General features: G+C 72.4%; 26 protein-coding genes. 10 read left to right on the top strand and 16 right to left on the bottom strand.

From position 1 onward, the window contains the following. The first annotated feature begins 12 nt into the window (after window positions 1-12). The 3 genes from ACZ3TI_RS20595 (at window position 13) to ACZ3TI_RS20585 (ending at window position 4,048) form a co-directional block, all read left to right on the top strand. On the top strand, window positions 13-1,290 hold the full coding sequence (locus tag ACZ3TI_RS20595) for a PTS transporter subunit EIIC (protein ID WP_465728106.1): 1,278 nt from the start codon (window positions 13-15) through the stop codon (window positions 1,288-1,290). 404 nt (window positions 1,291-1,694) lie between these two features. Then, entirely contained in the window at window positions 1,695-2,756 is a 1,062-nt protein-coding gene (locus tag ACZ3TI_RS20590) for an LLM class flavin-dependent oxidoreductase (RefSeq protein ID WP_465728104.1), read from the top strand. Continuing rightward, complete coding sequence (locus tag ACZ3TI_RS20585) at window positions 2,753-4,048, top strand: LLM class flavin-dependent oxidoreductase (protein ID WP_465728102.1); 1,296 nt, start codon at window positions 2,753-2,755, stop codon at window positions 4,046-4,048. Before ACZ3TI_RS20590 ends, ACZ3TI_RS20585 begins: the two co-directional genes overlap by 4 nt. A gap of 43 nt (window positions 4,049-4,091) precedes the next feature. Here the strand turns inward: ACZ3TI_RS20585 and ACZ3TI_RS20580 are convergent, their stop codons facing one another. Both ACZ3TI_RS20580 and ACZ3TI_RS20575 read right to left on the bottom strand, forming a co-directional pair. Continuing rightward, a complete protein-coding gene (locus ACZ3TI_RS20580) occupies window positions 4,092-4,838 on the bottom strand; it encodes an MBL fold metallo-hydrolase (RefSeq protein ID WP_465728100.1) in 747 nt (248 codons plus the stop codon). A gap of 207 nt (window positions 4,839-5,045) precedes the next feature. Continuing rightward, on the bottom strand, window positions 5,046-5,237 hold the full coding sequence (locus ACZ3TI_RS20575; RefSeq protein ID WP_465728098.1) for a MerR family transcriptional regulator: 192 nt from the start codon (window positions 5,235-5,237) through the stop codon (window positions 5,046-5,048). Window positions 5,238-5,433: 196 nt separating this feature from the next. On the opposite strand from ACZ3TI_RS20575, the gene ACZ3TI_RS20570 reads away from it, so the two are divergent. Next, window positions 5,434-5,883, top strand: a complete 450-nt coding sequence (locus tag ACZ3TI_RS20570; RefSeq protein ID WP_465728326.1) for a type II toxin-antitoxin system PemK/MazF family toxin — start codon at window positions 5,434-5,436, stop codon at window positions 5,881-5,883. Window positions 5,884-5,935: 52 nt separating this feature from the next. On the opposite strand, the gene ACZ3TI_RS20565 is transcribed toward ACZ3TI_RS20570, so the two are convergent. From ACZ3TI_RS20565 to clpS, 7 genes are all read right to left on the bottom strand, one after another. Beyond that, complete coding sequence (locus ACZ3TI_RS20565) at window positions 5,936-6,904, bottom strand: PLP-dependent cysteine synthase family protein (RefSeq protein ID WP_465728096.1); 969 nt, start codon at window positions 6,902-6,904, stop codon at window positions 5,936-5,938. Between the two features lie 71 nt (window positions 6,905-6,975). Further along, a complete protein-coding gene (locus ACZ3TI_RS20560; protein WP_465728094.1) occupies window positions 6,976-7,254 on the bottom strand; it encodes a MoaD/ThiS family protein in 279 nt (92 codons plus the stop codon). A 114-nt stretch (window positions 7,255-7,368) separates the two neighbouring features. Then, window positions 7,369-7,488 carry a putative leader peptide gene (locus ACZ3TI_RS20555; RefSeq protein WP_317621128.1) on the bottom strand — a complete coding sequence of 40 codons (120 nt, stop codon included), beginning with the start codon at window positions 7,486-7,488 and terminating at the stop codon, window positions 7,369-7,371. A gap of 139 nt (window positions 7,489-7,627) precedes the next feature. Next, window positions 7,628-8,059: a M67 family metallopeptidase gene (locus ACZ3TI_RS20550; RefSeq protein WP_465728092.1), complete on the bottom strand. Its 432-nt coding sequence runs from the start codon at window positions 8,057-8,059 to the stop codon at window positions 7,628-7,630. Window positions 8,060-8,113: 54 nt separating this feature from the next. Then, the gene (locus tag ACZ3TI_RS20545; protein WP_465728090.1) at window positions 8,114-9,616 is read right to left on the bottom strand and encodes an amino acid permease; all 1,503 of its coding nucleotides are present in this window, start codon (window positions 9,614-9,616) and stop codon (window positions 8,114-8,116) included. Between the two features lie 320 nt (window positions 9,617-9,936). After that, window positions 9,937-10,509 carry a DUF2017 domain-containing protein gene (locus ACZ3TI_RS20540; RefSeq protein ID WP_465728088.1) on the bottom strand — a complete coding sequence of 191 codons (573 nt, stop codon included), beginning with the start codon at window positions 10,507-10,509 and terminating at the stop codon, window positions 9,937-9,939. A gap of 108 nt (window positions 10,510-10,617) precedes the next feature. Continuing rightward, window positions 10,618-10,911 carry an ATP-dependent Clp protease adapter ClpS gene (gene clpS, locus ACZ3TI_RS20535; protein WP_465728086.1) on the bottom strand — a complete coding sequence of 98 codons (294 nt, stop codon included), beginning with the start codon at window positions 10,909-10,911 and terminating at the stop codon, window positions 10,618-10,620. Between the two features lie 140 nt (window positions 10,912-11,051). Here clpS and ACZ3TI_RS20530 point away from each other — a divergent pair, with 140 nt between their 5' ends. Beyond that, complete coding sequence (locus ACZ3TI_RS20530; RefSeq protein WP_465728084.1) at window positions 11,052-12,386, top strand: nicotinate phosphoribosyltransferase; 1,335 nt, start codon at window positions 11,052-11,054, stop codon at window positions 12,384-12,386. A 276-nt stretch (window positions 12,387-12,662) separates the two neighbouring features. After that, window positions 12,663-13,253, top strand: a complete 591-nt coding sequence (locus ACZ3TI_RS20525; protein ID WP_465728082.1) for an isochorismatase family protein — start codon at window positions 12,663-12,665, stop codon at window positions 13,251-13,253. Window positions 13,254-13,415: 162 nt separating this feature from the next. Here the strand turns inward: ACZ3TI_RS20525 and ACZ3TI_RS20520 are convergent, their stop codons facing one another. Beyond that, window positions 13,416-14,420, bottom strand: a complete 1,005-nt coding sequence (locus tag ACZ3TI_RS20520) for a hypothetical protein (protein ID WP_465728080.1) — start codon at window positions 14,418-14,420, stop codon at window positions 13,416-13,418. A 256-nt stretch (window positions 14,421-14,676) separates the two neighbouring features. Here ACZ3TI_RS20520 and ACZ3TI_RS20515 point away from each other — a divergent pair, with 256 nt between their 5' ends. Both ACZ3TI_RS20515 and ACZ3TI_RS20510 read left to right on the top strand, forming a co-directional pair. Beyond that, window positions 14,677-15,285 (top strand): hypothetical protein, encoded by a 609-nt coding sequence (locus ACZ3TI_RS20515; protein WP_465728078.1) that lies wholly within the window; start codon window positions 14,677-14,679, stop codon window positions 15,283-15,285. A 599-nt stretch (window positions 15,286-15,884) separates the two neighbouring features. Then, window positions 15,885-16,325: an RNA polymerase sigma factor gene (locus tag ACZ3TI_RS20510; protein ID WP_465728076.1), complete on the top strand. Its 441-nt coding sequence runs from the start codon at window positions 15,885-15,887 to the stop codon at window positions 16,323-16,325. Between the two features lie 60 nt (window positions 16,326-16,385). Here the strand turns inward: ACZ3TI_RS20510 and ACZ3TI_RS20505 are convergent, their stop codons facing one another. Beyond that, window positions 16,386-17,000 (bottom strand): DinB family protein, encoded by a 615-nt coding sequence (locus tag ACZ3TI_RS20505; RefSeq protein ID WP_465728074.1) that lies wholly within the window; start codon window positions 16,998-17,000, stop codon window positions 16,386-16,388. Window positions 17,001-17,090: 90 nt separating this feature from the next. After that, a complete protein-coding gene (locus ACZ3TI_RS20500; RefSeq protein ID WP_465728072.1) occupies window positions 17,091-17,474 on the bottom strand; it encodes a winged helix-turn-helix transcriptional regulator in 384 nt (127 codons plus the stop codon). Window positions 17,475-17,624: 150 nt separating this feature from the next. Here ACZ3TI_RS20500 and ACZ3TI_RS20495 point away from each other — a divergent pair, with 150 nt between their 5' ends. Both ACZ3TI_RS20495 and ACZ3TI_RS20490 read left to right on the top strand, forming a co-directional pair. Beyond that, window positions 17,625-18,329 carry an NAD(P)-dependent oxidoreductase gene (locus tag ACZ3TI_RS20495; RefSeq protein ID WP_465728070.1) on the top strand — a complete coding sequence of 235 codons (705 nt, stop codon included), beginning with the start codon at window positions 17,625-17,627 and terminating at the stop codon, window positions 18,327-18,329. A gap of 89 nt (window positions 18,330-18,418) precedes the next feature. Next, a complete protein-coding gene (locus tag ACZ3TI_RS20490; RefSeq protein ID WP_465728068.1) occupies window positions 18,419-19,000 on the top strand; it encodes a GNAT family N-acetyltransferase in 582 nt (193 codons plus the stop codon). Here ACZ3TI_RS20490 and ACZ3TI_RS20485 read toward each other — a convergent pair. The 4 genes from ACZ3TI_RS20485 to ACZ3TI_RS20470 form a co-directional block, all read right to left on the bottom strand. Then, on the bottom strand, window positions 18,994-20,187 hold the full coding sequence (locus tag ACZ3TI_RS20485; protein ID WP_465728066.1) for a S8 family serine peptidase: 1,194 nt from the start codon (window positions 20,185-20,187) through the stop codon (window positions 18,994-18,996). The genes ACZ3TI_RS20490 and ACZ3TI_RS20485 overlap by 7 nt on opposite strands. A gap of 137 nt (window positions 20,188-20,324) precedes the next feature. Then, window positions 20,325-21,755, bottom strand: a complete 1,431-nt coding sequence (locus tag ACZ3TI_RS20480) for a WXG100 family type VII secretion target (RefSeq protein WP_465728064.1) — start codon at window positions 21,753-21,755, stop codon at window positions 20,325-20,327. A gap of 38 nt (window positions 21,756-21,793) precedes the next feature. Further along, window positions 21,794-22,282, bottom strand: a complete 489-nt coding sequence (locus tag ACZ3TI_RS20475; RefSeq protein ID WP_465728062.1) for a hypothetical protein — start codon at window positions 22,280-22,282, stop codon at window positions 21,794-21,796. Between the two features lie 97 nt (window positions 22,283-22,379). Beyond that, window positions 22,380-23,096, bottom strand: coding sequence for an endonuclease V (locus ACZ3TI_RS20470; protein ID WP_465728060.1), 717 nt, complete (start codon window positions 23,094-23,096; stop codon window positions 22,380-22,382). Between the last annotated feature and the right edge of the window lie 183 nt (window positions 23,097-23,279).

Raw genomic sequence — 23,279 nt, 5'->3', positions numbered from 1 at the left:
GAACCCACCCCCATGAGTCAGTCTGCGCAGGCACCGGCGCCCGCCACGGCTCCGGCCACGCCAAGCCCCGCCAAGAAGTTCGGCCAGAACCTCCTCCAGGGTCTGCAGAAGATCGGCCGCAGCCTCCAGCTGCCCATCGCGGTGCTCCCCGCCGCCGGTCTGCTGCTGCGGCTCGGCCAGGACGACGTGTTCGGCAAGGACGGCCTCGGCTGGGACAAGGTCGCCTCGGTCTTCGCCACCGCCGGCAGCGGCGTCTTCGACAACCTGCCGCTGCTGTTCGCGGTGGGCATCGCGATCGGCTTCGCCAAGAAGGCGGACGGCTCCACCGCCCTCGCCGCGCTGGTCGGCTTCCTGGTGTACAAGAACGTGCTCACCGCGTTCCCGATCACCGAGGGCCACATCGCCGACGGCAAGTGGGTCGCCCCGACCTACCAGAACCCCGGCGTGCTCGGCGGCATCGTGGTCGGCCTGCTGGCCGCCGTGCTGTGGCAGAAGTACCACCGCACCAAGCTGGTCGACTGGCTCGGCTTCTTCAACGGCCGCCGCCTGGTCCCGATCCTGATGGCCTTCGTCGGCACCGCCGTCGGTGTGCTCTTCGCCCTGACCTGGGGCCCGATCGGCGACGCCATCAAGACCCTGAACGACTCCCTGATCGGCGCCGGCGCGTTCGGTGCGGGTGCCTTCGGCCTGGTCAACCGCGGTCTGCTGCCGGTCGGCATGCACCAGTTCGTGAACTCCTTCGCCTGGTTCCAGACCGGTGACTTCACCAAGGCCGACGGCACCGTCGTGCACGGTGACCTGACCCGCTTCTTCGCCGGCGACCCGACCGCCGGACAGTTCATGTCGGGCTTCTACCCGATCATGATGTTCGCGCTGCCCGCCGCCGCGCTGGCCATCGCCCACTCCGCCAAGCCGCACCGCCGCAAGGCCATCACCGGCATGATGGTGTCGCTGGCCCTGACCTCCTTCGTCACCGGTGTCACCGAGCCGATCGAGTTCGCCTTCGTCTTCATCGCCCCGGCCCTGTACGTCATCCACGCGCTGCTCACCGCCGTCTCGATGGCCGTCACCTGGGCGCTCGGCGTGCACGACGGCTTCACCTTCTCCGGTGGCCTGATCGACTACCTGCTGGCCTGGAACAAGGCCACCGACCCGTGGATGATCATCCCGCTCGGCCTGGTCTTCGCGGCGCTCTACTACTTCCTCTTCCGCTTCGCGATCACCACGTTCGACCTCAAGACCCCCGGTCGCGAGGACGACGACGAGATCGAGGACGTCACCAAGGCCTGACGCCCGCACCGCCCCCGTCGAAGGCCCCGGCCCGCCGCTGCTCCCCCAGCGGCGGGCCGGGGCCTTCGTCGTGCCCGACCTCCCACGGCGTCCCAGGAGGTGGAAACGGCGGTTGACGAACCGACGGAGCCCCTGGTCAACTGAAGCGGTGAACGCCTCGTGCCCGCTGGTCACCCGCAGCCACATCGACTTCGGTCGCGTGTGGTCCGCGGCGTGTCGCGGCTGAGCTGACCGTTCCCCCGCCGCCGCCCGGCTGACGTCCCGCCCGGCGCCGCTCCTCCCTCCCGCCCGTCCGGGCTCCCGCCCGCGGGCCGACACCGCGCATCCGCGTGCCCGCGCTCCCCCGCCCCCGTACGGGCCGGCCGGCGCGCGCACGCGTCCGCACGAGGAAAGTCAGGCTCACCATGCCCCGCCAGCTCCACCTGTCCGCCGCCCTCGACAGCCCCGACGGCCCCGGCCGCTTCGACGCCGGGCACTACGCCGCCCTCGCCGGCCTCGCCGAGCGGGCCACCCTGGACTTCGTCACCCTCGACGACTCCTTCGCCGCCGAGCCGAGCCGCCCCGACGCGCTCGCCGCCCTCGCCCGGATCGCCCCGCTGACCGGCCGGGTCGGCCTGGTGCCGACCGTCACCACCACCCACACCGAGCCCTTCCACACCTCGATCTCGGTCAACACCCTGGACTGGGTGAGCAAGGGCCGGGCCGGCTGGCTGGTCGGCGTCTCCACGACCGAGGCCGAGGCGAGGGCCTTCGGCCGCCGCCAGGTCGCCCCCGCCGACGAGCTGTGGGCGGAGGCCGCCGACGCCGTCGAGGTCGCCGCCCGGCTCTGGGACAGCTGGGAGGACGACGCGGAGATCCGCGACACCGCCACCGGACGGTTCATCGACCGCGACAAACTGCACTACATCGACTTCGCGGGCCGGCACTTCTCGGTCCGCGGCCCGTCCATCACCCCGCGCCCGCCGCAGGGCCGCCCGGTGGTCACGGTACCGGTGGCCGCGTCCGACCTCGCACCGGACGCCTCACCCGGCGGGCGCGCCCGGGTCGCCGCCGCGATCCGGCACGCCGACGTCGTCCTGCTCGACGCCCCCGACCGCAGCGCCCGGCTGACCGCCGCCACCGAGCTGCGGCTGCGCGCCGGCGAACACCTGCGGATCCTCGCCCGCCTCGACTCCGCCCGCTCCGCCCTGCCCGACCGGGCCGCCGAGGAGCGGCTGCTCGCCGAACTCACCGCAACCGGCACCGGCGTCGACGGCTTCCACCTCACCCCCGCCGACCCGGTGCGCGACCTCGCCGCCCTCGCCGACCGAATCGCCCCCGCCCTGCGCGCCGCCGGGCTGCTGCGCGCCGAGTACACCGGCCGCACCCTGCGCGACCACCTCGGTCTGGCCCGCCCGGCCAACCGCTACGCCGCCGCTTCCCCCGTTCCCGCTGCTTCCGCCGCGCTCGCCGAGGTGACCCGATGACGGACCGCCCGCTCAAGCAGATCCACCTCGCCGCGCACTTCCCCGGCGTCAACAACACCACAGTGTGGAGCGACCCGGCCTCCGGCAGCCACATCGAGTTCGACTCCTTCCGCCACCTCGCGCAGACCGCCGAACGCGGGAAGTTCGACTACTTCTTCCTCGCCGAGGGCCTGCGGCTGCGCGAGTACAAGGGCCGCATCCACGACCTGGACGTGGTCGGTCGCCCCGAGTCGATCACCGTGCTGAACGCGCTGGCCGCCGTCACCGAGCGGATCGGGCTGGCCGCCACCGTCAACGCGACCTTCAACGAGCCGTACGAACTGGCCCGCCGCTTCGCCTCGTTGGACCACCTCTCCGGCGGCCGCGCGGCCTGGAACGTGGTCACCTCCTCGGACGCCTTCACCGGGGAGAACTTCCGCCGCGGCGGCTACCTGGACCGCGCCGACCGATACACCCGGGCCGCCGAATCCGTGCAGCTGGCCCGGGAGTTCTGGGACGCCGGGGAGGAGGGCGTCCGGCACCGCGGCCCGCAGTTCGAGGTCGAGGGCCGGCTCTCGCTGCCGCGCCCGCCGCAGGGCCACCCGGTGGTGATCCAGGCCGGGGACTCCGACGAGGGACGGGAGTTCGCCGCCGCCACCGCCGACGTGGTCTTCACCCGGCACTCCACCCTCGCCGCCGGCCAGGCCTTCCACGCCGACGTCAAGGGCCGGCTCGCCGCGTACGGGCGCAAGCCGGACGAGCTGAAGATCATGCCCGGAGCCACCTTCGTGCTGGGCGACACCGACGCCGAGGCGGCCGAACGCGCCACCGGGATCCGCCGGGCCCAGGTCGGACCGCAGACCGCGATCGCCTTCCTGGAGCAGGTCTGGGGCGTCGACCTGTCCGACCACGACCCTGACGGTCCGCTGCCGGGCATCGCCCCTGACCCGGACAGCACCCTGGTCCAGGGCCGGGTCCAGTTCGGCGACCCGCTGGCCGTCGCCGAGCGGTGGCGGGCGATCGCGGCGGAGAAGGGGCTCAGCAGCCGCGAACTGGTGATCGAGGTGACCGGTCGGCAGTCCTTCATCGGCTCCCCCGCCACCGTCGCCGCGCAGATCGACCACTTCGTGCAGAACGACGCGGCCGACGGCTTCATCCTCGTCCCGCACCTCACCCCGGGCGGCCTGGACGAGTTCGTCGACCGGGTGGTCCCGCTGCTCCAGGAACGCGGGGTGTTCCGCACCGACTACACCGGCCCGACCCTGCGCGACCACCTCGGACTGCCCGTCCCCGGGAGGCGCCAGCTCCTCTGATGGTGAGTCATCTCACCTTTCCCCAAGGCGGGTTCGGGCGCGGTCAGATCTCGTACACCGCGCCCGCGCGGGCGATCTCGACCGGGCCGGTGTAGGCGACGGCCGCGTCGCGGCGGTTGTGCTCGGCGTCGGTCCACGGGGGGATGTGGGTGAGGACGAGCCGGCGGGCACCGGCGGCGGTGGCGTGCTCGCCGGCTTCGCGGCCGTTGAGGTGGACGGCCTGGTAGGTGTCGCGCCCGTCGATGTACGCGGCCTCGCAGAGGAAGAGGTCGGTGTCGCGGGCGAGTTCGACGAGTGCGGTGCTCTCGCCGGTGTCGCCGCTGTAGACCAGCGAGCGGCCGCCGTGTTCGATCCGGAAGGCGAAGGCGTCGACGGGGTGGTTGACCCGGGCGACGTCGATCCGGAACGGGCCGAGGTCGAAGCCGCCTGGGGTGAGGGTGCGGAACTCGAAGACCTCCTTCATCCCCGGCTGTTCCGGCATGTCGTAGGCGCGGGCGAGCCGCTCGGCGGTGCCGGCCGGGCCGTACACGGGCAGCAGGTCGGGGCAGCCCTCGGCGCGGTAGTTGCGGGCCACCCAGTAGGCGCACAGGTCGACGCAGTGGTCGGCGTGCAGGTGGCTGAGCAGGACGGCGTCGACGTCGTAGAGGCCGGTGTACTTCTGCAGGGCGCCGAGCGCCCCGTTGCCGAGGTCGAGCACGACGCGGTAGCCCTCGGCCTCGACCAGGTAGCTGGAGCAGGGCGAGTCGGCGGACGGGAAGCTCCCCGAGCACCCCACCACGGTCAGTTTCATCCGAGCCCCTCCGCCCCGACACGTCCTGGCTGCTGCTGGAAAACGGCATGGAAAACGGCAGGCCGGGCCGGTGGACCGGCCGGTAGCACTGCATTGGTGTGTCGAGGGTAAGGGCGGAGCGGCACTTTGCCCCCGTCCCCGTGCCGGGCTGTGGCTGGAATCACCAGAACGCCGGGGACGGGAGCGGGGGCTGGGACGGGGTGGGGATCAGCGGTGCCGGGGGCGGTTGCGGGCCCAGGCGCGGATGGTGGCGGGGTACCAGCGGGGGTGACCGCTGCCGTCGGTCAGGTCCGGGTCGGGCAGCAGGCCGTGCCGCCGGTAGTTGCGGACGGTCTCGGGCCGGACGTTGATATGTCGGGCGATCTCGGCGCAGGACCACAGTTCGCTTCGCTCACTCACGAGGCACCTCCGGAGGGGCGGGGGCGGACGTTCGTGACGCAGCCTGTCCGGCCGCGGGCCGGTGTTCGGTACGGAACGGGCACGGTGGCGGTTCCGTGACGAACCGGGAGCAACGTGCGGACAAATACTCAACTGTCACAGCCGTCACGCTGGTGGCGCCCGCCCCCGGCCCGGTACGGTTCGCCGCATGAACGGCATGACTGCTACCTGGGTCGTCCTGGCGCTGGCCGGCATCGCGCTGGTGGCCGCCGCCGCGGTGCTGCGGGCGCGGCGCACCCGCCCGGCCCCGCGTCCGGCCGGGCCGACCGGCCCGCGGCCGCGCCCGAGCACCAAGGCCGGCCCGGAGCCGCAGGAGATCTGGTGGGCGGAGGTGCCGTTCGAGGACGGACCGGGCTCCAAGGACCGCCCGTGCCTGGTGCTTCGGGTGCACGGCCGGACCGCCACCGTCGCGAAGATCACCAGCAAGCACCACGCCGAGCGCCCGGGCGTGCTGCCGCTGCCGCCCGGTTCGGTGGGCGACCGGCAGGGCCGGGCGAGCTGGCTGGAGACCGACGAGCTGCGCGAGGTGCCGCTGTCGGCCTTCCGCCGCCGGGCCGGCACGGTGGACCGGCAGGTCTGGGCCCGGGCGCAGCGGGTGCTGAACTAGCGGCGGGTGCTGAACCGGGAGTGCCCGGATCGGCCGGGCCCTCGGGAGCCGATCAGGCCCAGAGCTGGCCCTGCAGCGCCTCGACCGCGGCCTCGGTGGACTCGGCGGTGTAGATGCCGGTGGACAGGTACTTCCAGCCGCCGTCGGCGACCACGAAGACGATGTCCGCCCGTTCCCCCGCGGCTGCCGCCTTGCGGCCGACGCCGATCGCGGCGTGCAGGATGGCGCCGGTGGAGACGCCCGCGAAGATGCCTTCCTGCTGCAGGAGTTCGCGGGTGCGGCGGACGGCGTCCGCGGAGCCGACCGAGAAGCGGGTGGTGAGCACCCCGGCGTCGTACAGCTCGGGGACGAAGCCCTCGTCCAGGTTGCGCAGCCCGTAGACCAGGTCGTCGTAGCGCGGTTCGGCGGCGACGATCTTCACGCCGGGGACCTTCTCGCGCAGGTAGCGGCCGACGCCCATGAGGGTGCCGGTGGTGCCGAGGCCGGCCACGAAGTGGGTGACGGTGGGCAGGTCGGCGAGGATCTCGGGGCCGGTGCCGGTGTAGTGGGCGCCCGCGTTATCGGGGTTGCCGTACTGGTAGAGCATCACCCAGTCGGGGTGCTCGGCGGCGGTCTCCTTGGCGATCCGGACGGCGGTGTTGGAGCCGCCGGCGGCCGGCGAGGAGATGATCTCGGCGCCCCACATGCGGAGCAGTTCGCGCCGTTCCTCGCTGGTGTTCTCGGGCATCACGCAGACCATCCGGTAGCCCTTGAGCTTGGCGGCCATGGCGAGCGAGATGCCGGTGTTGCCGCTGGTGGGCTCCAGGATGGTGCAGCCCGGGGTGAGCCGGCCCTCGGCCTCGGCCCGCTCGATCATGTGAAGCGCCGGGCGGTCCTTGATCGAGCCGGTCGGGTTGCGGTCCTCCAGTTTGGCCCAGAGCGTGACCAGGCCCTCGGTGTTGCCGGGAACGGCGGCGGACAGCCGGGGCAGGCGGACCAGCGGGGTGTTGCCGACGGCTTCGAGCGGGCTGTCGTAACGCAAGGGAGGCCTCCGGCCACGGCGGTGAGGGTCACGGGGGTGGTTCCCCCACCAGCGGCGGGGGAACCGGGAGATCAGCGGGCGCCGCCGGCCACGGCGGGCAGGATGGTGACGCTGTCGCCGTCGGTGAGGGCGGTGGAGATGCCCTCGAGGAACCGGACGTCCTCGTCGTTCAGGTAGACATTGACGAAGCGGCGCAGCTCGCCGCCGTCGACCAGGCGGGCGGCGATGCCCGGGTGACGGGCGTCGAGGTCGGTGAAGAGTTCCCCGAGGTTGCTGCCGTTGCCCTCGACGGCCTTGGCGCCGTCGGTGTAGGTGCGGAGGATGGTCGGGATGCGGACCTCGATGGCCATGGGTGCGCTCCTGTGCGAGTCGTGGAGTGGGTGGGCCGCAAGGGGCGCGGCAGGGCGGACGGTGCCGGGGCTCGGCGCCGTCGCAGGGGCGTCGGGCCCAGGGTGAGGCGGCTCTCAGCGCGAGCGCGCGGGCGTGCCGGGACAGATCGCGCCGGCGTGCCGGCACAGGTCGATGTGCAGGCGCGCCACGAGGCGGGTGCCCGGGGCCTGGTTGCTCACATCGACGGAACGCATGGGCTCATCGTATAGATTCCCGGGCCCGCTTGGGCATGCCCGTCTCGGGATCCGGATGTTCGCGTTCCCAGTGCTGAGACGGCACGGGCCCGCCGACCGGTCGCGGCGGGTCGGCGGGCCGCGGCCAGGGGGGTGCCGGTCAGGCCGGGTAGGCCTCGACGACCTGGACGTCTTCCTCTGTGATCTCGCCGTCCACGATGCGGAACGAGCGGAACTGGTAGGGGTCATCCTCGCCGTTGCCGTCGGCGGTGGAGACCAGGACGTAGTGGGCGAACGGCTCGGAGGCGTAGCTCACGTCGGTGCGGGAGGGGTAGGCCTCGGTGGCGGTGTGCGAGTGGTAGACGATCACCGGCTCCTCGTCGAGGTCGTCCATCTCGCGGTAGAGCTTGAGCAGGTCGCCCGAGTCGAACTCGTAGAAGGTGGGCGAGCGGGCGGCGTTGAGCATCGGGATGAACCGCTCGGGCCGTCCGGTGCCGGCCGGTCCGGCGACCACGCCGCAGGCCTCGTCCGGGTGGTCGGCACGGGCGTGGGCCACGATCCGGTCGCGGAGTTCTCGGGTGATGGTCAGCATGTGGTCAGGATAGACACGCCCCGGCAGGTGTCTGCCGGGGCGTCCGAGGCTTGATCAGTGGGCGTCCACGTTTCCGGCGGTCGCGTTCGCGGCGGCCTCGTCGGCGTCGGTAGCGTCGGCGTCGGCCGCGTTCCCCTCGGCGGCGCGCAGGGGGTCGTGGGCGGCCTGCGGGTTGCGGCGCTTGAGCACCTGGTAGCCGATCACCAGCAGCAGGGCCCAGGCCGGGAAGACGTACAGCGAGATCCGGTTGTCCTCGTCCAGCGCGATCAGGACCACGACCAGGGCGAGGAAGGCGAGCGCGGCCCAGCTGACCCAGGCGCCGCCGGGCGCCTTGAAGGTGGGCGCGGGCAGGCGGCCGACCTTCCAGGCCTTCCGGTAGCGGATCTGGGAGATCAGGATCATCGCCCAGGTCCACAGGCCGCAGACCGTGGCGACGGAGGTGATGTACTCGAACGCCCGTGCCGGGACGAGGTAGTTGAGCACCACGCCGACGCCCATCAGGAGGCTGGAGAGGGTGATCGCGAAGGCCGGGGTGCGGCGGGAGTTGAGCTTGGTGAGCCGGGCCGGGGCCTGGCCGCGCAGCGCGAGGTCGCGGAGCATGCGGCCGGTGGAGTACATCCCGGAGTTGCAGGAGGAGAGGGCTGCGGTGAGCACCACGAAGTTGATGATGCCGGCCGCCGCCGGGATGCCGATCTTGCCGAAGGCGGCGACGAACGGGCTGACGCCGGGCTGGAACTCGGTCCACGGCACGAGCGAGAGGATGACGACGAGGGCGCCGATGTAGAACAGCGCGATGCGCCAGGGCAGGGTGTTGATGGCGCGCGGCAAGGTCTTCTCGGGGTCCTCGCTCTCGCCCGCGGTGACGCCGACGAGTTCGACGCCGAGGTAGGCGAACATGACGATCTGCAGGGTCATCACGGTGGCGCCGATGCCCTTGGGGAAGAAGCCGCCGTCCTCCCAGAGGTGGGTGATCGACGCGGTGTCACCGGCCTTGCTGAAGCCGAGGGTGAGCACCCCGACGCCGATCAGGATCATGCCGATGATGGCGGTGACCTTGACCATGGAGAACCAGAACTCGATCTCGCCGAACAGCTTCACCGAGATCAGGTTGGCCGCGTAGAGGATGACCAGGAAGGTCAGCGCGCTGGCCCACTGGGGGATGTCCGGCGCCCAGAACTTCACGTACACGGCGGCGGCGGTGGTCTCCGCCATGCCGGTGACGACCCAGAAGAGCCAGTACGTCCAGCCGGTCACGTAGCCGGCGAACGGGCCGAGGAACTCCCGCGCGTACTCGGCGAAGCTGCCGGAGACCGGGCGGTAGGTGAGGAGTTCGCCGAGGGCGCGCATGATCGCGAAGATCACCACACCGGCGACGGCGTAGGACAGGAGCAGGCTCGGGCCGGACTTGGAGATCGCGGTGCCGGCACCGAGGAAGAGGCCGGTGCCGATGGCGCCGCCGATCGCGATCATCTGGATCTGACGGCTGCCGAGTCCCCGCTCGTAGCCCTCCTCGTCCGGTGTGGTGTCGACCACTTGGTCGTACGACTTCTCGGCCATGGGTGTGCACCGTCCTGGTCGGTCTCGGGGGTGGAGAAGTCGTACCACGCACCATCCGAATAGCGGTGTTCATCTGAGCGATATTTGAGCATGACCTGATAGGATTTGCCCCATTTTGCACGGAAAAGCCCCGGCGGATCGTCCACATGCTGGACGAAACCGCCGGGGCCTGCCCGGAACCGGGCACGATTGCCCCGGAAACGCGAACGGGAGCGGACCAAGCCGCTCCGCGTTCACCCGGGAACTCGCCTGGATTCAGGCGCCGTTCACCCGCCCGGGCGCTCCCGGCCGGCCACCGCCGTCCGGTCGCCCGCGGCCGTTCAGTCGGCCATCGCCTCCAGCAGCGTCTCCTGCAGCGCGCCCAGCCACACGTACGCCATCACCAGCGGCTTGCGCTCGTCGCCGTCCGGCAGCGCGTAGAGGCCGTCCTCCTCGTCCTCGGTGATCTCCAGCCGGACACCGAGCGCCAGCCGCAGGTCGTTCAGCGCGCCCAGCCAGCGCAGGCAGTCGGGGGCGCCCAGCTTGAGCACCCCGTCGTCGCCGAGGCCGTCCAGCGCCCGGACGACGAACAGCGCGTCGTCCCGCTTGCGGGCCCGCAGGTCCAGCTCGGTGAAGCGGCGGAACTCCCCGGACGCGGTCCTGGCCTCGTCGTCCTCCGGCTTCTCCGGATCGCCGTAGGCGTCCGGGAAGAACCGGGCCAGCACCGGGTCGGCGGGCGCCTCGGTCGGCCCCTCGGCGAACAGCGCGGCCAGCGGGTCGCCGCCCTCCCCGCCCGGGCCGGGGCCGATCAGCTCCAGCAACTGCACTTCCAGCGAGCGGAGGATGGAGGCCTCCCACTCGTCCAGCGCGATCGCCGCGCCGCCACCGCCGGTGCTCTCGAACAACCCAGCCATCTGTATCGGTCAGCCCGTCTTCGTCGTCTTCGGTCGTACGGCCGGCGGCCCGGCGTCGGCCGTGCCCGCCGGTCGCGCCTTGTCGGCGGCGCCCCTCGGCCGCGCTCGTCAGTCGTGCTGCAGCGTCGCCCAGAGGCCGTAGCCGTGCATCGCCTGGACGTCGCGCTCCATCTCCTCACGGGAACCGCTGGAGACCACCGCCCGCCCCTTGGTGTGGACGTCCATCATCAGCTTCCGGGCCTTGTCCTTCGGGTAGCCGAAGTAGGCCTGGAAGACGTACTGGACGTAGCTCATCAGGTTGACCGGGTCGTTGTGCACGATGGTCACCCAGGGCGTGTCCGGCTCTGTCACCGGCTGCCCCTCGACCTCGGGGCGCTCGATCTCCGCGGGCGCGACACTCACGCCAGGTCCTCCTCGCTGCACACTCGTCCGTTGCTTCTCAAGCCCCATGCTGCCATCCGGGGGACACCCGGGCGATTCCGACCCGGTCCACCCGGAGAGAAATCGTCACTTTGACGCTAAGTGGTAGTAGCATCATCCACATGGACGCCACTTCAGTGCGCGCGGCCGGTTCGACCGCGCTGCTCACCGACCGCTACGAGCTCACCATGCTGCAGGCCGCCCTGCGCAGCGGGGCCGCGCACCGCCGATCCGTCTTCGAGGTGTTCACCCGCCGCCTGCCCAGCGGCCGCCGCTACGGCGTCATGGCCGGCACCGGCCGAGTGCTCGACGCCGTCGAGAACTTCCGCTTCTCCACCGCCCAGCTCGACTGGCTGGCCGGCCAGGACGTGGTGGACGAGGACACCCTGCGCTTCCTCGCCGACTACCGCTTCCGCGGCGACATCCAGGGCTACCCCGAGGGCGAGGTCTACTTCCCCGGCTCGCCGCTGCTCACCGTCGAGGGCAGCTTCGCCGAGGCGGTGATCCTGGAGACAGTGATCCTGTCGATCCTCAACCACGACTCGGCGATCGCGGCCGCCGCCTCCCGGATGACCGCCGCCGCCGGCGGCCGCCCGGTGATCGAGATGGGCGCCCGCCGGGCCCACGAGCAGGCCGCCGTCGCCGCCGCCCGAGCGGCCTACGTCGCCGGGTTCGCCGCCACCTCCGACCTGGAGGCCGGCTTCACCCACGGCATCCCGACCACCGGCACCGCCGCACACGCCTTCACCCTGGTGCACGACAGCGAGCGGGACGCCTTCCGCGCCCAGATCGCCTCGATGGGCAAGGGCACCACGCTACTGGTCGACACCTTCGACCTGCGCGAGGCCGTGCGCACCGCCGTCGAGGTGGCCGGCCCCGAGCTGGGCGCCGTCCGGATCGACTCCGGCGACCTCACCCTGCTGGCCCACCGGGTCCGCCGCCAGCTGGACGAGCTGGGCGCCGAGAAGACCCGGATCATCGTCACCTCGGACCTGGACGAGTACGCGATCGCCGCCCTGGCCGCCGCCCCGGTCGACGGCTACGGCGTCGGCACCAGCCTGGTCACCGGCAGCGGGCACCCGACCTGTGCGATGGTCTACAAGCTGGTCGCCCGGGCCGAGACCGACGGCGGACCGCTGGTACCGGTGGCCAAGCGCGCGGCGGGCGGCAAGACCAGCATCGGCGGCCGCAAGTGGGCGGCCCGCCGGCCCGACGCCGAAGGCGTGGCCGAGGCCGAGGTGGTCGGCACCGGGCCCGTCCCGGAGGAGCTGCGGCCGCACCTGGTGCAGGTGCCGCTGGTGCGGGCCGGCGAGACCGTCGGCCGCGAACCGCTGACCGCCGCCCGCGAACGGCACGTCCGCGCCCGGGCCGCGCTGCCGCTGTCGGCCACCCAGCTCTCCAAGGGCGACCCGGTGCTGCCGACCGAGCTGGTCCTGCCGACCGACGTGGTGCTCTGACCGACGTCGTACCCTGACCGCCGCGGTGCCCTGACCCGGTCGGTTTCGCCGACCGGTCGTCGTCACCCGGTCGCCGTGCGGAGGCCCCGGTCCGGGCCACCCGACCGGTCCCCGGGGCTTCCGCCCCTGCGCGGCACTCCCTAGAGTCAGCCGTAGAGTTCCCCCGGAGCTCCCCGAGAACCCCCCGAGCCCCGCACAGCCGGGCCGAGTACTCCCGAGGGCTCCCCCACCGGGGCGCCGCCTCCCGCGGGCCCCCGACATCCGAGGATGCGAGCCATGCACCGGGCACTGATCGTCGTCGACGTTCAGAACGACTTCTGCGAGGGCGGCAGTCTGGCCGTCGCCGGCGGCGCCGAGGTGGCCGCCGCCATCACCGACCTGATCGCCGAGTCCTCCCCCGGCTACCAGCACATCCTCGCCACCCGCGACCACCACATCGACCCGGGTGCGCACTTCTCCGCCGAGCCGGACTACGTCGACAGCTGGCCGCCGCACTGCGTGGCCGGCACCGAGGGCGTGGGCTTCCACCCCAACTTCGCGCCCGCCGTGATCTCCGGCGCGGTCGAGGCGGTCTTCGACAAGGGCGCCTACTCGGCGGCGTACAGCGGCTTCGAGGGGCTGGACGAGAACAGCCGCGGTCCGGTGGAGTGGCTGCGCGAGCGGCAGGTCGACGAGATCGACGTGGTGGGCATCGCCACCGACCACTGCGTCCGGGCGACCGCACTGGACGCCGCCCGGGCGGGCTTCGCCACCCGCGTCCTGCTGGACCTCACCGCCGGGGTGGCCCCGGAGACCACCGCCGCCGCGCTGGAGGAACTGCGGGCGGCCGGGGTCGAGCTGGTCGGCACACCGGTGGTCCGCTCCTAGCCGGTGGCCGCCCAGCGCTCCGGCGTCAGTCGCTCGTTCGACGCCGGTCGGTGGTCCGGCGTCAGTCGGTCGCCCGGCGATAGTCGGTGGTCCGGCGTCGGTCGCTCGTTCGGCGTCAGTCGGTAGTTCGGCGTCAACGGGCGTCCGCGTCGCCGCGTCGGCTCAGACCACCAGCAGCTCCACCACGTCCGTGCCGCCGGCCCGGTGGGCCTCGCGCAGCTCGTCGCCGACCGCGTCCGGGTCGGCGGCCAGCCGGGCGCCGGAGACGTACAGCACGCGGATGCCCAGGTACTCCATCCGGTGCTGGCCGCCGCGCACCCAGGCGGCCTCGCCCTCGCTGACGCAGCGCAGGTCGGAGTCCACCTCCACCGCGACGCCGCGCTCCGGCCAGTAGAGGTCCGGGACGGCGATGTACGTGCCGCCGCGCATCCGCAGCTCGGGCGCGTTCAGCGGGACGGGCAGCAGCCACTCGTCCACCAGGTGCCCGACCCGCTCCAGCACCGAGTCCCGTTCGGCGGACAGGAGTTCGTCCAGCGCGGCGCGCACCCGGGGCTCGTCGGTCAGCCCGGACTCGATCAGCTCGACGGCCAACTCCCGTACCGTGCAGCCGTCCTCGCGGCGGGAGACGGCCTCCCGCAGCACCTCGCGCACCGGCGCCGGGGCCTGCGGGTCCGCCGTCCACTCGCCGAGCGCGTCCGCGACCGCCCGGGCCACCGGCGCGCAGGCCAGCCCGTGCACCGAGCGGGCCACCAACTCCCGTTCGGTGCGCCGGATCCGGACCTCGCCGATGTCCTTCAGCCGGCGCTGACGGGGCACCAGGACGTCCACCCCGGTCACCGCGGGCAGCCGGGGCACGGCCGCGAAGCCGTACAGCGCCAGCGCGGCCGCACCGGTGATCACCGCGCCCTCGCGGCGGCCCTCCTCGCGCCCGTTCTGCGCGGCGTACAGCAGCGCGGCCCAGATCCGCTGCTCCGGGGTGGGCTCGTCGGACTGCAGCAGGTAGACCCTGGGCAGCAGACGCTTCCAGGGGCCGCCCCGGCGGCAGTGCTCGGTGATGACCCGGGCCGGCACGCCCCGGGCGCGCAGCTGGCTCGCGGTGACGACGTTCTGCTGACGCTTCGCCAGCTCCTCCAGCGACGGCGGAGGCGACGGAATCCGGTAGCTCATGCCGACACCATCCCCAACCACCCCGACCCACGACCGACAGCCTGACGCACTGTTACCCAACCGTCGCGAAACCGGGACCAGCTCGCACTAAAGTCCTCATACCCTCACCCATTTGGAGTAATTGACGCTCAAGCGGTTGTCACACCTGATCGAAAACGATCGCCGACCTGGTCGTCTGACCCAGAGTGATCAAATGCATACGGCAAGGGACCCTCCAGGCGTCAATCGCACCCCGGGGATTGCCTAGGCTTACGACATGTCACGTGACGAGACCGCCGGCCTCCGCGCGGCCCAGCTGCGCCTCGGCCGTCTGCCCGGATACGTCCGCCGCCCGGACCCCGCCCGCCGCAGCGGCGAGAAGGGCCATACGTACAAGAAGGGCTGGGAGGTCCGCTTCACCGCCCGCAGTGAAGCCGAGATAGCAGAGATCCGCGACCTCGTGGTCGCCGCCGGGTTCGCCCCGGCCAGACCGTTCTTCAAGGGCCACCAGCTCATCCAGCCGGTCTACGGCATGGCGGCGGTGCAGGCCTACCTCGCCGCTAGACAGGCGGCCGAGGAACACGCCGCCCGGGCCGCGGTCGGCCGCCCACGGCGGGCGTCGACGGGGCGCCCCACCGGTGGGCACGGCACCGCGGTCGGGCACGGCACCGCGGCGGCGCACGCCGGTGCGCATTCCGCCGGCGCGCACTCCACCGGTACGACGAACCGCTGCGATCGCGAAGAGGCCGCCACCGGAGCGGCCGCGGCTGCGGTCGTCGCGCAGGTGGCCCGACTGCGGGCCGTCGAGTCCTTCCCGGCCCAGGTCGAGCGCGACACCGCCCCCGACCGCATCACCTCCCCGTCGGAGGCCCGGACGACCCCCTGACGGCCACCCCCCTGACGGGCCGACAACCCCGGCCCGTCCCCTCCGCCCCGGCCGCCGAGGCCAGGTTCAGGCCGCCGGGGCACAGTCGCTCCACGCAGCCGAGCCCCGCCCCGCGCTCGACGATCCCCCGAGCCGCGGGTACCGCCATGCGTGTGGTCGTGGCAGCGCCCCCTCCGCGCCCCGGTCAGCGACCGGAGCGATCGTCCACCGCGGTCGCGAGCACGGTTGTGCGGCCGGTTGTGCGGGCCGGGGTTCGCGCCGTGGGCGTGGACGTCAGCCTCCCCAGGCCCTACGGTGGCACATCAACTGCCGTGCAGACACAGCCGTCCTACACCCTCTGACCAGCTGCGACGCGCTCGCGACTACGCCACCCACGCCATTGCGCAGCACCACCCCGCCGGCCCCGCGCCGGCCCACGCCCAGCCCCCCGCCCGACCGCTCCGCCGCCGTGCCGCACCCGGTCGCCACCGGAACCGGCCGGGCGGCGGCGGGTTCCGGGCATTCCATCGGATTGGTCACCCAGCGCACCGAGGGCCTACCGTAGAGTGAGCACAGATGATCGACCGTCAGAAACCCATCTCCCTTTCCGAGAAGACGAGATGACCAACCGTCACGCGACTGCCGCCGAGCCACCCCCGGGGCCCGGCGAGCCGGAGGACGTACCGCTGGAGTTCACCGCGTTCTGCGAACTCCACCGCCCCCGGTACCTCAGCTACGCCCGGGTGTGGCTGACCGAGCGCAGCGACGCCGCGACCGCCGTCCAGCAGGCGTTCGCCGAAATCGCGGTGCACTGGCGTGAGTTGATGGGCAGCTCCAACCCGACCGCGCACGCCTGGGAGATCCTGCGCGGCACGGTCGCCGAGCACACCCGCCGGGAGTCGCCGGACCCGGACCGCCACCCCGCCGACGACGACCTGGCGATCCTGCACTACGTCGTCGGCCTCGCGGCCCCCGAGATCGCCGACGTCATCGGCACCGACGCCGCCAGCGTGGCCGGCCGACTGCGCCGCACCATGCTGCGCGAGGCCTCCGGCTGGTGACCTCACGCCCCGCGCGCCCCCGGTGCGCCTGGTGCGCCTCCCGGCTCGGCGCGGGTGGCCTCAGACCCGCTCGCCCGTCACGTCGAACAGGTGGTGCACCGGGTCGTGGATCAGGTACCGGGAGAACGACTCGACGGTGAACCGCGCCCCGTCGCTGCGGTTCCCGGTCCGCTGCCACTGCTCACCGGACACCCGCTCGAAGGCCGCGGCCAGCGTCTCCGCGGCCTCCGCCAACTCCCCGGCCACCACCCGCGGCAGCTGCTCCCCGTAGCGCTCGGCGACGGCGGTCTCGTCCTGGTCCCAGTTCGGGAACAGCGGGTCGTCCCGGTCGAGCATGAGGCTCAGCCGGACGTCGAACAGCCGGAAGACGTCCCGGACGTGGCACGCGTACTCCAGGTCCGACCAGACCCCCGGCTCCGGCCGACGACGCAGCGCGTCCTCGTCCCCGGCCAGCACCGCCAGCCAGCTCTCCGCATTGGCCCGGACCATCCCGGCGACCTCCTCGCGCACCACCCTCGGCGTGTCCAGCCCGCAGTCCCGGCACGGGCGTTCGAGCACCCAGGTCCAGTCCTTGGTGTCAGGGACGATCGGCCCGGCGGCGTCGTCGGCGACAGGGACGGCGACGGGGTCGGTGACAGGGACGGCGGGGATCGCGGTGTTCTCGGAAGTGCTCATGCGCCCAGGATGGCCGCCGCCGGGCACGCCCCACCAGCGGCAGGAACGCCAGCGGTCGCCGAAATGCTGCCAGAGCCCCGCCGCCCCCGCTCAGTGCCCGCGCTCGTACTCCGCCCGCGCCGCCAGCAGACCGTCCAGGTGCTCACGGCTCCACGCGCACACCGCGTCCATCGGCCCCAGCAGCGTCCGGCCCAACGGCGTGAGCGCGTACTCGACCCGCGGCGGGTTCTCGGCGAACTCGGTACGGTCCACCACCCCGTCCGCCTCCATCGAACGCAGCGACTCCGCCAGCACCTTGGCGGTGATGCCCACCAGCGGCACCCGCAGCTCCGAGAAACGGCGCGGGCCGCCCTCCAGGCAGCGCATGATCTTCCACGCCCACTTCCGACTTCCCAGCACCGGCACGGTCTGCACCGGGCAGTCGGGGAAGAAGTCCGCCGTCAGCGGCGCCGGGGCGCCACCCTGCCTCGTCACCACTGCCGTACCCCCCGCCGTCCGCCCTGCCCCATGACCCCGACCGTACCCGCCGCCGCCTCGGTACCGTTGAAGTAACCGGCACCCCCCGGTCTACCGTCACCGCACCGGCGGGCGACGACGCCCGCACCCAGCGGACGGGAGACCCCCTTGACCAGCACCGACACCACCGGCACCGCCCACGCCACCGACACCGCGGGCCCGGAGCACGCCCCGCACCGCGCGGACCTCATCGTCTACGGCGCCGGCGGCCAGGTCGGCCGCGCCGTCGTCACCGAAGCCCTACGACGCGGACTCACCGTCACCGCCGCCGTCCGCGACCCCGACCGCCACGCCGACCTCGCCCGCGACGGCGTCACCCTGCTGCGCTGCGACGTCACCGACCCCGCCGCCGTCGCCGCCACCGCCCCCGGACACACCGCCGCCGTCAGCTCCGTCTACACCCCCGACACCGCCTCCGTCGAGTTCTACCGGGCCGCCACCACCGCCCTGGTCACCGGCCTCGACCGGGCCCGCGTACGACGACTCGTCCACATCGGCGTCGCCACCACCCTGCAGACCGCCCCCGGCACCGCCGTCCACGACGCCCCCGACTTCCCCGACGCCCACCGCGCCTTCTCGCTCGGCCACGCCGCCGCCCTCGACCTGCTCCACGCCTCCCCCGCCACCCTCGACTGGGTCGTCGTCACCCCGCCCATGGACCTCGACCGCACCGCCCCCGGCACCGGCCGCTACCGGGTCTCCGGCCCCCGGGTCCTCGGCCCCCGCATCGCCCAGGCCGACCTCGCCGTCGCCGTCGTCGACGAACTCACCACCCCGGTACACCACCGGGAACAGATCGCCGTCGCCGAGTAGCCCCCCGGGCAGGCCGCCCGGCGAGCCACCCCGGCAGGCCGCCGGAAAATGCGTGGACGAAGCGGATCCACCCGCCCATCCTGGGCCGCATGACCGCCGACCACCCCGGCCCTGCCGACCTCGCCGCGCTCGCCGTGAAACCCGTCCTGCACGGCCCCACCATCCGCCTCGTCCCCCTCGACGAACGGCACACCGACCCGATGTGGGAACTCTGCGCCGACAAGGAGACCAACCGGCTCACCGGCACCCGCACCGCCTTCACCCGCGACCGGATCCACCAGTGGTGCACCACCCGCCCCGACCAGCCCGACCGCCTCGACCTCGCCGTCGAGGACCCCGCCACCGGCCGCTTCCTCGGCGAAACCGCCCTCACCGACCTCGACCCCGACAACGCCTCCGCCGGCTACCGGATCGCCCTCACCCCGGACAGCACCGGCCGCGGCATCGGCACCGAGACCACCCTCCTGGTCCTGCGCCACGCCTTCGAGACCATCCGCCTCCACCGCGTCCACCTCGAAGTCTTCGAGTACAACGAACGCGCCGCCCACTCCTACCGCAAATCCGGCTTCACCCTCGAAGGCCGCGCCCGCCAGGCCCACCACTGGGACGGCCGCTACTGGGACGTCCTCCACATGGCCGCCCTACGGGAGGAATGGCTGAGCACTCACTGATACGTCCCGCCGTACGGCGGCTGCCGGTACCCCTCGGCAGCCGCCGACCGCCTCCGCCGCCGCCCCTGCAGCACCGCCACCACCGACAACCCCACGACCACCGCACCGGCCGCCACGGCACCGATCACCAGCCCGGTGTCGCCCCCACCCCCACCGCCGCCGGCGGCGGGAACCGGGGGCTCCGGGGAGGGCTCGTCCGTCGGATCATCCACCGGCGGCGCACCCTGCGATTCCGCCCGCTTCACCAACGGGTTCTCCCGAGGCCCGTTGTCCACGGCCGGATTCGCGTCCAGAGCCTTCGCGGGCGCCAGGATCCCGTACCCGTACCGGTTGTTGGGCACCACCGTCCCGTCAGCCGGAGGCGTGGCCGACTTGATCATCCGATTGATGACCTGCCCGGCGGATAGATTGGGGTACTTGGCACGGATGAGCGCTGCAGTGGCGGACACGTAGGCGGTGGAGTCGGAGGTACCGTTCGCAACCCCATAGCTCGTCGGAGACTTCGCCGTGGCTCGGTAGATCTCCACTCCGGGCGCGATGAGCGTGGTCTCGGAGCCCGACGTGGACTTGTCCCACACGACACCCGTGGAATCCGAAGCTCCTACTGCCACCACTCCCGGAAAGGCGGCCGGATACCCGACGCCATTGCGGGAACCATCGTTGCCTGAACCGGCAACCAGCACGACATCCTTCGACACCGCGTACTGAACTGCCTTACGAACCTGTGATTCGAAGCGAGAGGACCCGTCGATGGACATGTTGACGACTCTCGCGCCATGATCCGCGGCAAAACGGATCGCCTCCGCAAGGTCGTTCTGCTCAGGAATGGGGCCGCCATCGCTCGTCCGCACCTTCACCGGAAGAATCTTCGCTTTCGGAGCCAGACCCATCACTCCGGCCTGGGCACCATGCCCATGTCCTGCGATCAGGCTCGCCATGCCCGTGCCATGGCCGTTGGTGTCGATACGACCGTCCGATTGGGTACCGGAGAAGTCAGCCCCGGGAAGGACCTGCCCGGTCAGGTCCTGATGGTCCGAGTTCACCCCGGTGTCGATCAAGGCGACGACGACACCCTCGCCCTGGCTGACCGGCCAGACCTTCGTATCGGCCTCGAAGGTCTTCAGAGCCCACTGCTGATCCCTGATCTGATCGGCCGATGCCGCCGGCGCGACAACGCTCCAGATCAACGTTCCAGCGGCAAGGGCCGCCGTACCACGCGCCAATCGACGGCCCGCCAAACCCGGTCACCCCACTCAACGAGGCATCCCGCAGATCACCGACCTGCGGGATGCGATCAGCTCACCCGTCCGCCTACGGACCGGCCTCATTCCACCACGTTCGGGTTGGTCGGCTTGTCCGACGCCCAGGTCTCCTCGTCCTCGACGAGGTAGTCCGGGCGCTTGCCGCCCTTGTCCCGGTCCTTCTTACGTCCCTGTGCCCCGCTGAGCGGAACACCAGGAGACATGCCGTTCGCGCCCGCGACACCCGGCTCACCCCTGAGGCGGTTTCGCGCTCCCAGACCGGACCCGCCTTCCGTGAACGCTTGTTTGCCTCGCGTTCCTGCGTCGGACGGCGTCTGCCGGACGGAGCCGCCGGGAGCTGCCGTGGACCCGGCGGCCTGCTTGGCTCCGGACCCCCCGCGGCCCCCGGCCCCGATACCCGGACGGATCTCACCGCCACCACCGGTACCAGTGGCTCGACCCCCACGCGGACTCGCACCCACCACGGGCGTCTCACTGCCACCGCCGAATGCCGTCTTGCTCTGGCCGAATCCAGGCGGGCCCGACGGATTCTGCAAGGTCGGCCCCGCAGGGCTGACGGTCGTCGGCCCTCCCCCACCCGAGATCGGTCCGCTCGCGGGCCCTGCGGTCGGCACTCCGGGCAAGCCAGCGGTCTGGGTTCCGGAGGTAGGGGGAATCGGAACGCTACCGGTCGGACGAGAGACGGGAGTCCCGGAGATACCCGCGTCGGGACCACGGGTCGCCGTGTTCGACGGCTTCGGCGGGGCCTGCGCCGTACCTCCCTTGATCCCGGAGTCCGTCGATACGGCTGCGTTCTTGGCCGTGGATCCGGCCGCCATCGGAGGCCGGGCTGTCACCGTCCGCTTCGGCGTAGGGGCCGATGACGACCGCGGCGACATTCCCCCGACTCCGAGGGAGGTACCCGACATCATGGCAGCCGCTGCGGCTGCAGCGCCGCTCGGGTCGTTCTGCGCTCCCACGTCACGGACGTCATCGTTCGGAGACCGATAGGGCGGCGGAGCCTTCAGGGCTGGGGTCGCGATGCGGTAGTGCATGGCGAGGGTTTGCATGACGGTGGCGGCTTCGGCCTTCTTGCGGTCGGCGATGGGGATGTGTTCGTCGTCGCCGCCGCCGAAGAGGGCGGAGACGCCGTCGCTGACGTTGTCCTTGAACTGGTCCCAGTTGCCGGGTTCTTCGGGCATGTCGCGCTTGGCCTTGGCCATGGCCTCGGAGACGCTGTGGAGGATGTTGGCGGCGTCGTTGGCGTAGGCGGCGGCGTTGTTGATGCTAGCGGCCAGGTTGAGCATGCGGGTGTGGAAGGCGTCGCTGGTGGTGCCTTCCCAGGTGGTGGCGGCTTCGGTGCTGGCCTTGGTGAGGGTGAGGCGGATCTGCTTGAGGGTGTCGGCGGCGGTGCGCCAGGGGTCGCCGGCGGCCATGACCGCGCCGGGGTCGAGGGCTTGCGCCATGGCGCGGAGCTGGGCGTGGCTGTACTTGGTGAAGTCGGTGTAGACCACGGGCGGTTCGCCTCCGTTCGGGTCCGGGCTGGCGGCGGCTAGAGGGTGGCGTTGCCGCGGTTGGATGGGGTGAGGTTCTTCGCGTACGCGGCCTTGCTGGTCTCGGAGGGCTCGCCGACGGACCAGCCGTCGGCGCCGAGCTTGAGCTTCTGCGCGGCGTGCTGGTCGTGTTCCTCGTAGTTGGTGGCGGTGAGGTCGGCCTTCTGCTGGGCTTCGTTCACGGCTTCCTGGAGCTGGTTGAGGACGTCGCGCAGCGCGTCGCGCATGGTGCCGTAGCGGCCGTGGATCTCGGTGGCTTCGGCGAAGGTGCCGAAGGCGGTCTTGCCGATGCCGCTGCGTCCGTGGGTGTCCTTGCCGTCGGCGTGCTTCTGGAAGTCGGCGAGCAGGAGCCGTACTTGGCCGGCGAAGGTGCGGAGTTGTTCGATCTCGACGCGGTAGCCCTGTCCGGCTCCGCCGGTGGAGCCGGTCCCCGCGCCGCCTCCTGCGCCCGTCCCCGAACCTGCGCCCGAGCCTGTGCCTGATCCCATTGCGGCGCCTCCCCCGTGCGTCCGTTCCTGGTGGTCGGGGCCGGGGCCCCGGTGCCTCATGTCTAACACACCGGGCCCGGATCCCGCCCCGGCTTGGTCAGTTCGCGGTCGTCCCGTCGCGCTGTGCCTCGGCGAGGGCGCGGCGGCACAGGGAGTCGGCGTGCCGGGTGGTTTCGGGGAGGCGGTACCGGCGGGCGAGGTCGAGGGTGGTGCGGACGGCGGTGTCGAGGCCGATCCGGTGGCCGACGGAGACGAAGACGGGTTTGACGCCGGGCCGGGTGCGTACGGCGCGGCCGACCTCCTCGCCGGTGGCGGGGTCGGTGAGCGGGGTCCAGGAGCCGCGGGGCGCGGCGGGTTCGTGGTGGTCGAAGGTGAAGGGGGTCTTGGCGACGCCGAGGGTGCGCAGCCCGGTGAGGACGCCGAGGTGGCTGGCGAGGCCGAGGCGGCGGGGGTGGGCGAGGCCGTAGCCGTCGCAGACGACGGTGTCGGGGGTGCGGGTGAGGGCGGCCAAGGCGTCGAGGACGGCGGGGAGTTCGCGGAAGGCGAGCAGTCCGGGGACGTAGGGGAAGGCGATCCGGCCGACGGCGGTGGCCTGTTCCACGACTTCCAGGGTGTCCTGGTCGAGCAGGACGGCCGCGGCGGCGACGAGGTCGCGGTCGTCGTCGTAGGCGACGTCCACCCCGGCGATCAGTCGACTGCTGCTCGCCCCGCCGGGGGGCTCCTCGTCGTCGTGGGCCTGGACGAGCGGGCGTAGCCGCTGCTGTTCGGCGAGCGCCTGGGCCTCGGTGGTGGGCCAGTCGGCGGGAATGGGCACGGTCTGTTCCCCCGGTGTGGTGGTGCGTGGTGGCGCGCGCTGCGGCCAGGTTCCGGTTCACCGTACCGACCGGGGCGGACGACCCCGCGGTGAGCCCGTGCGCCCCCCGTGCCCCCGGACCGGGGGACTAGCCTGGACGTAGTGAACTCCCTTGCCGGGCAGGACTCCTGGAACCGGCACCAA

The organism is Kitasatospora sp. NPDC023120 (genome assembly GCF_055560835.1).
Note: the sequence above shows the minus strand (reverse complement) of the source record. Positions and strands in the feature narration are given on the sequence as shown.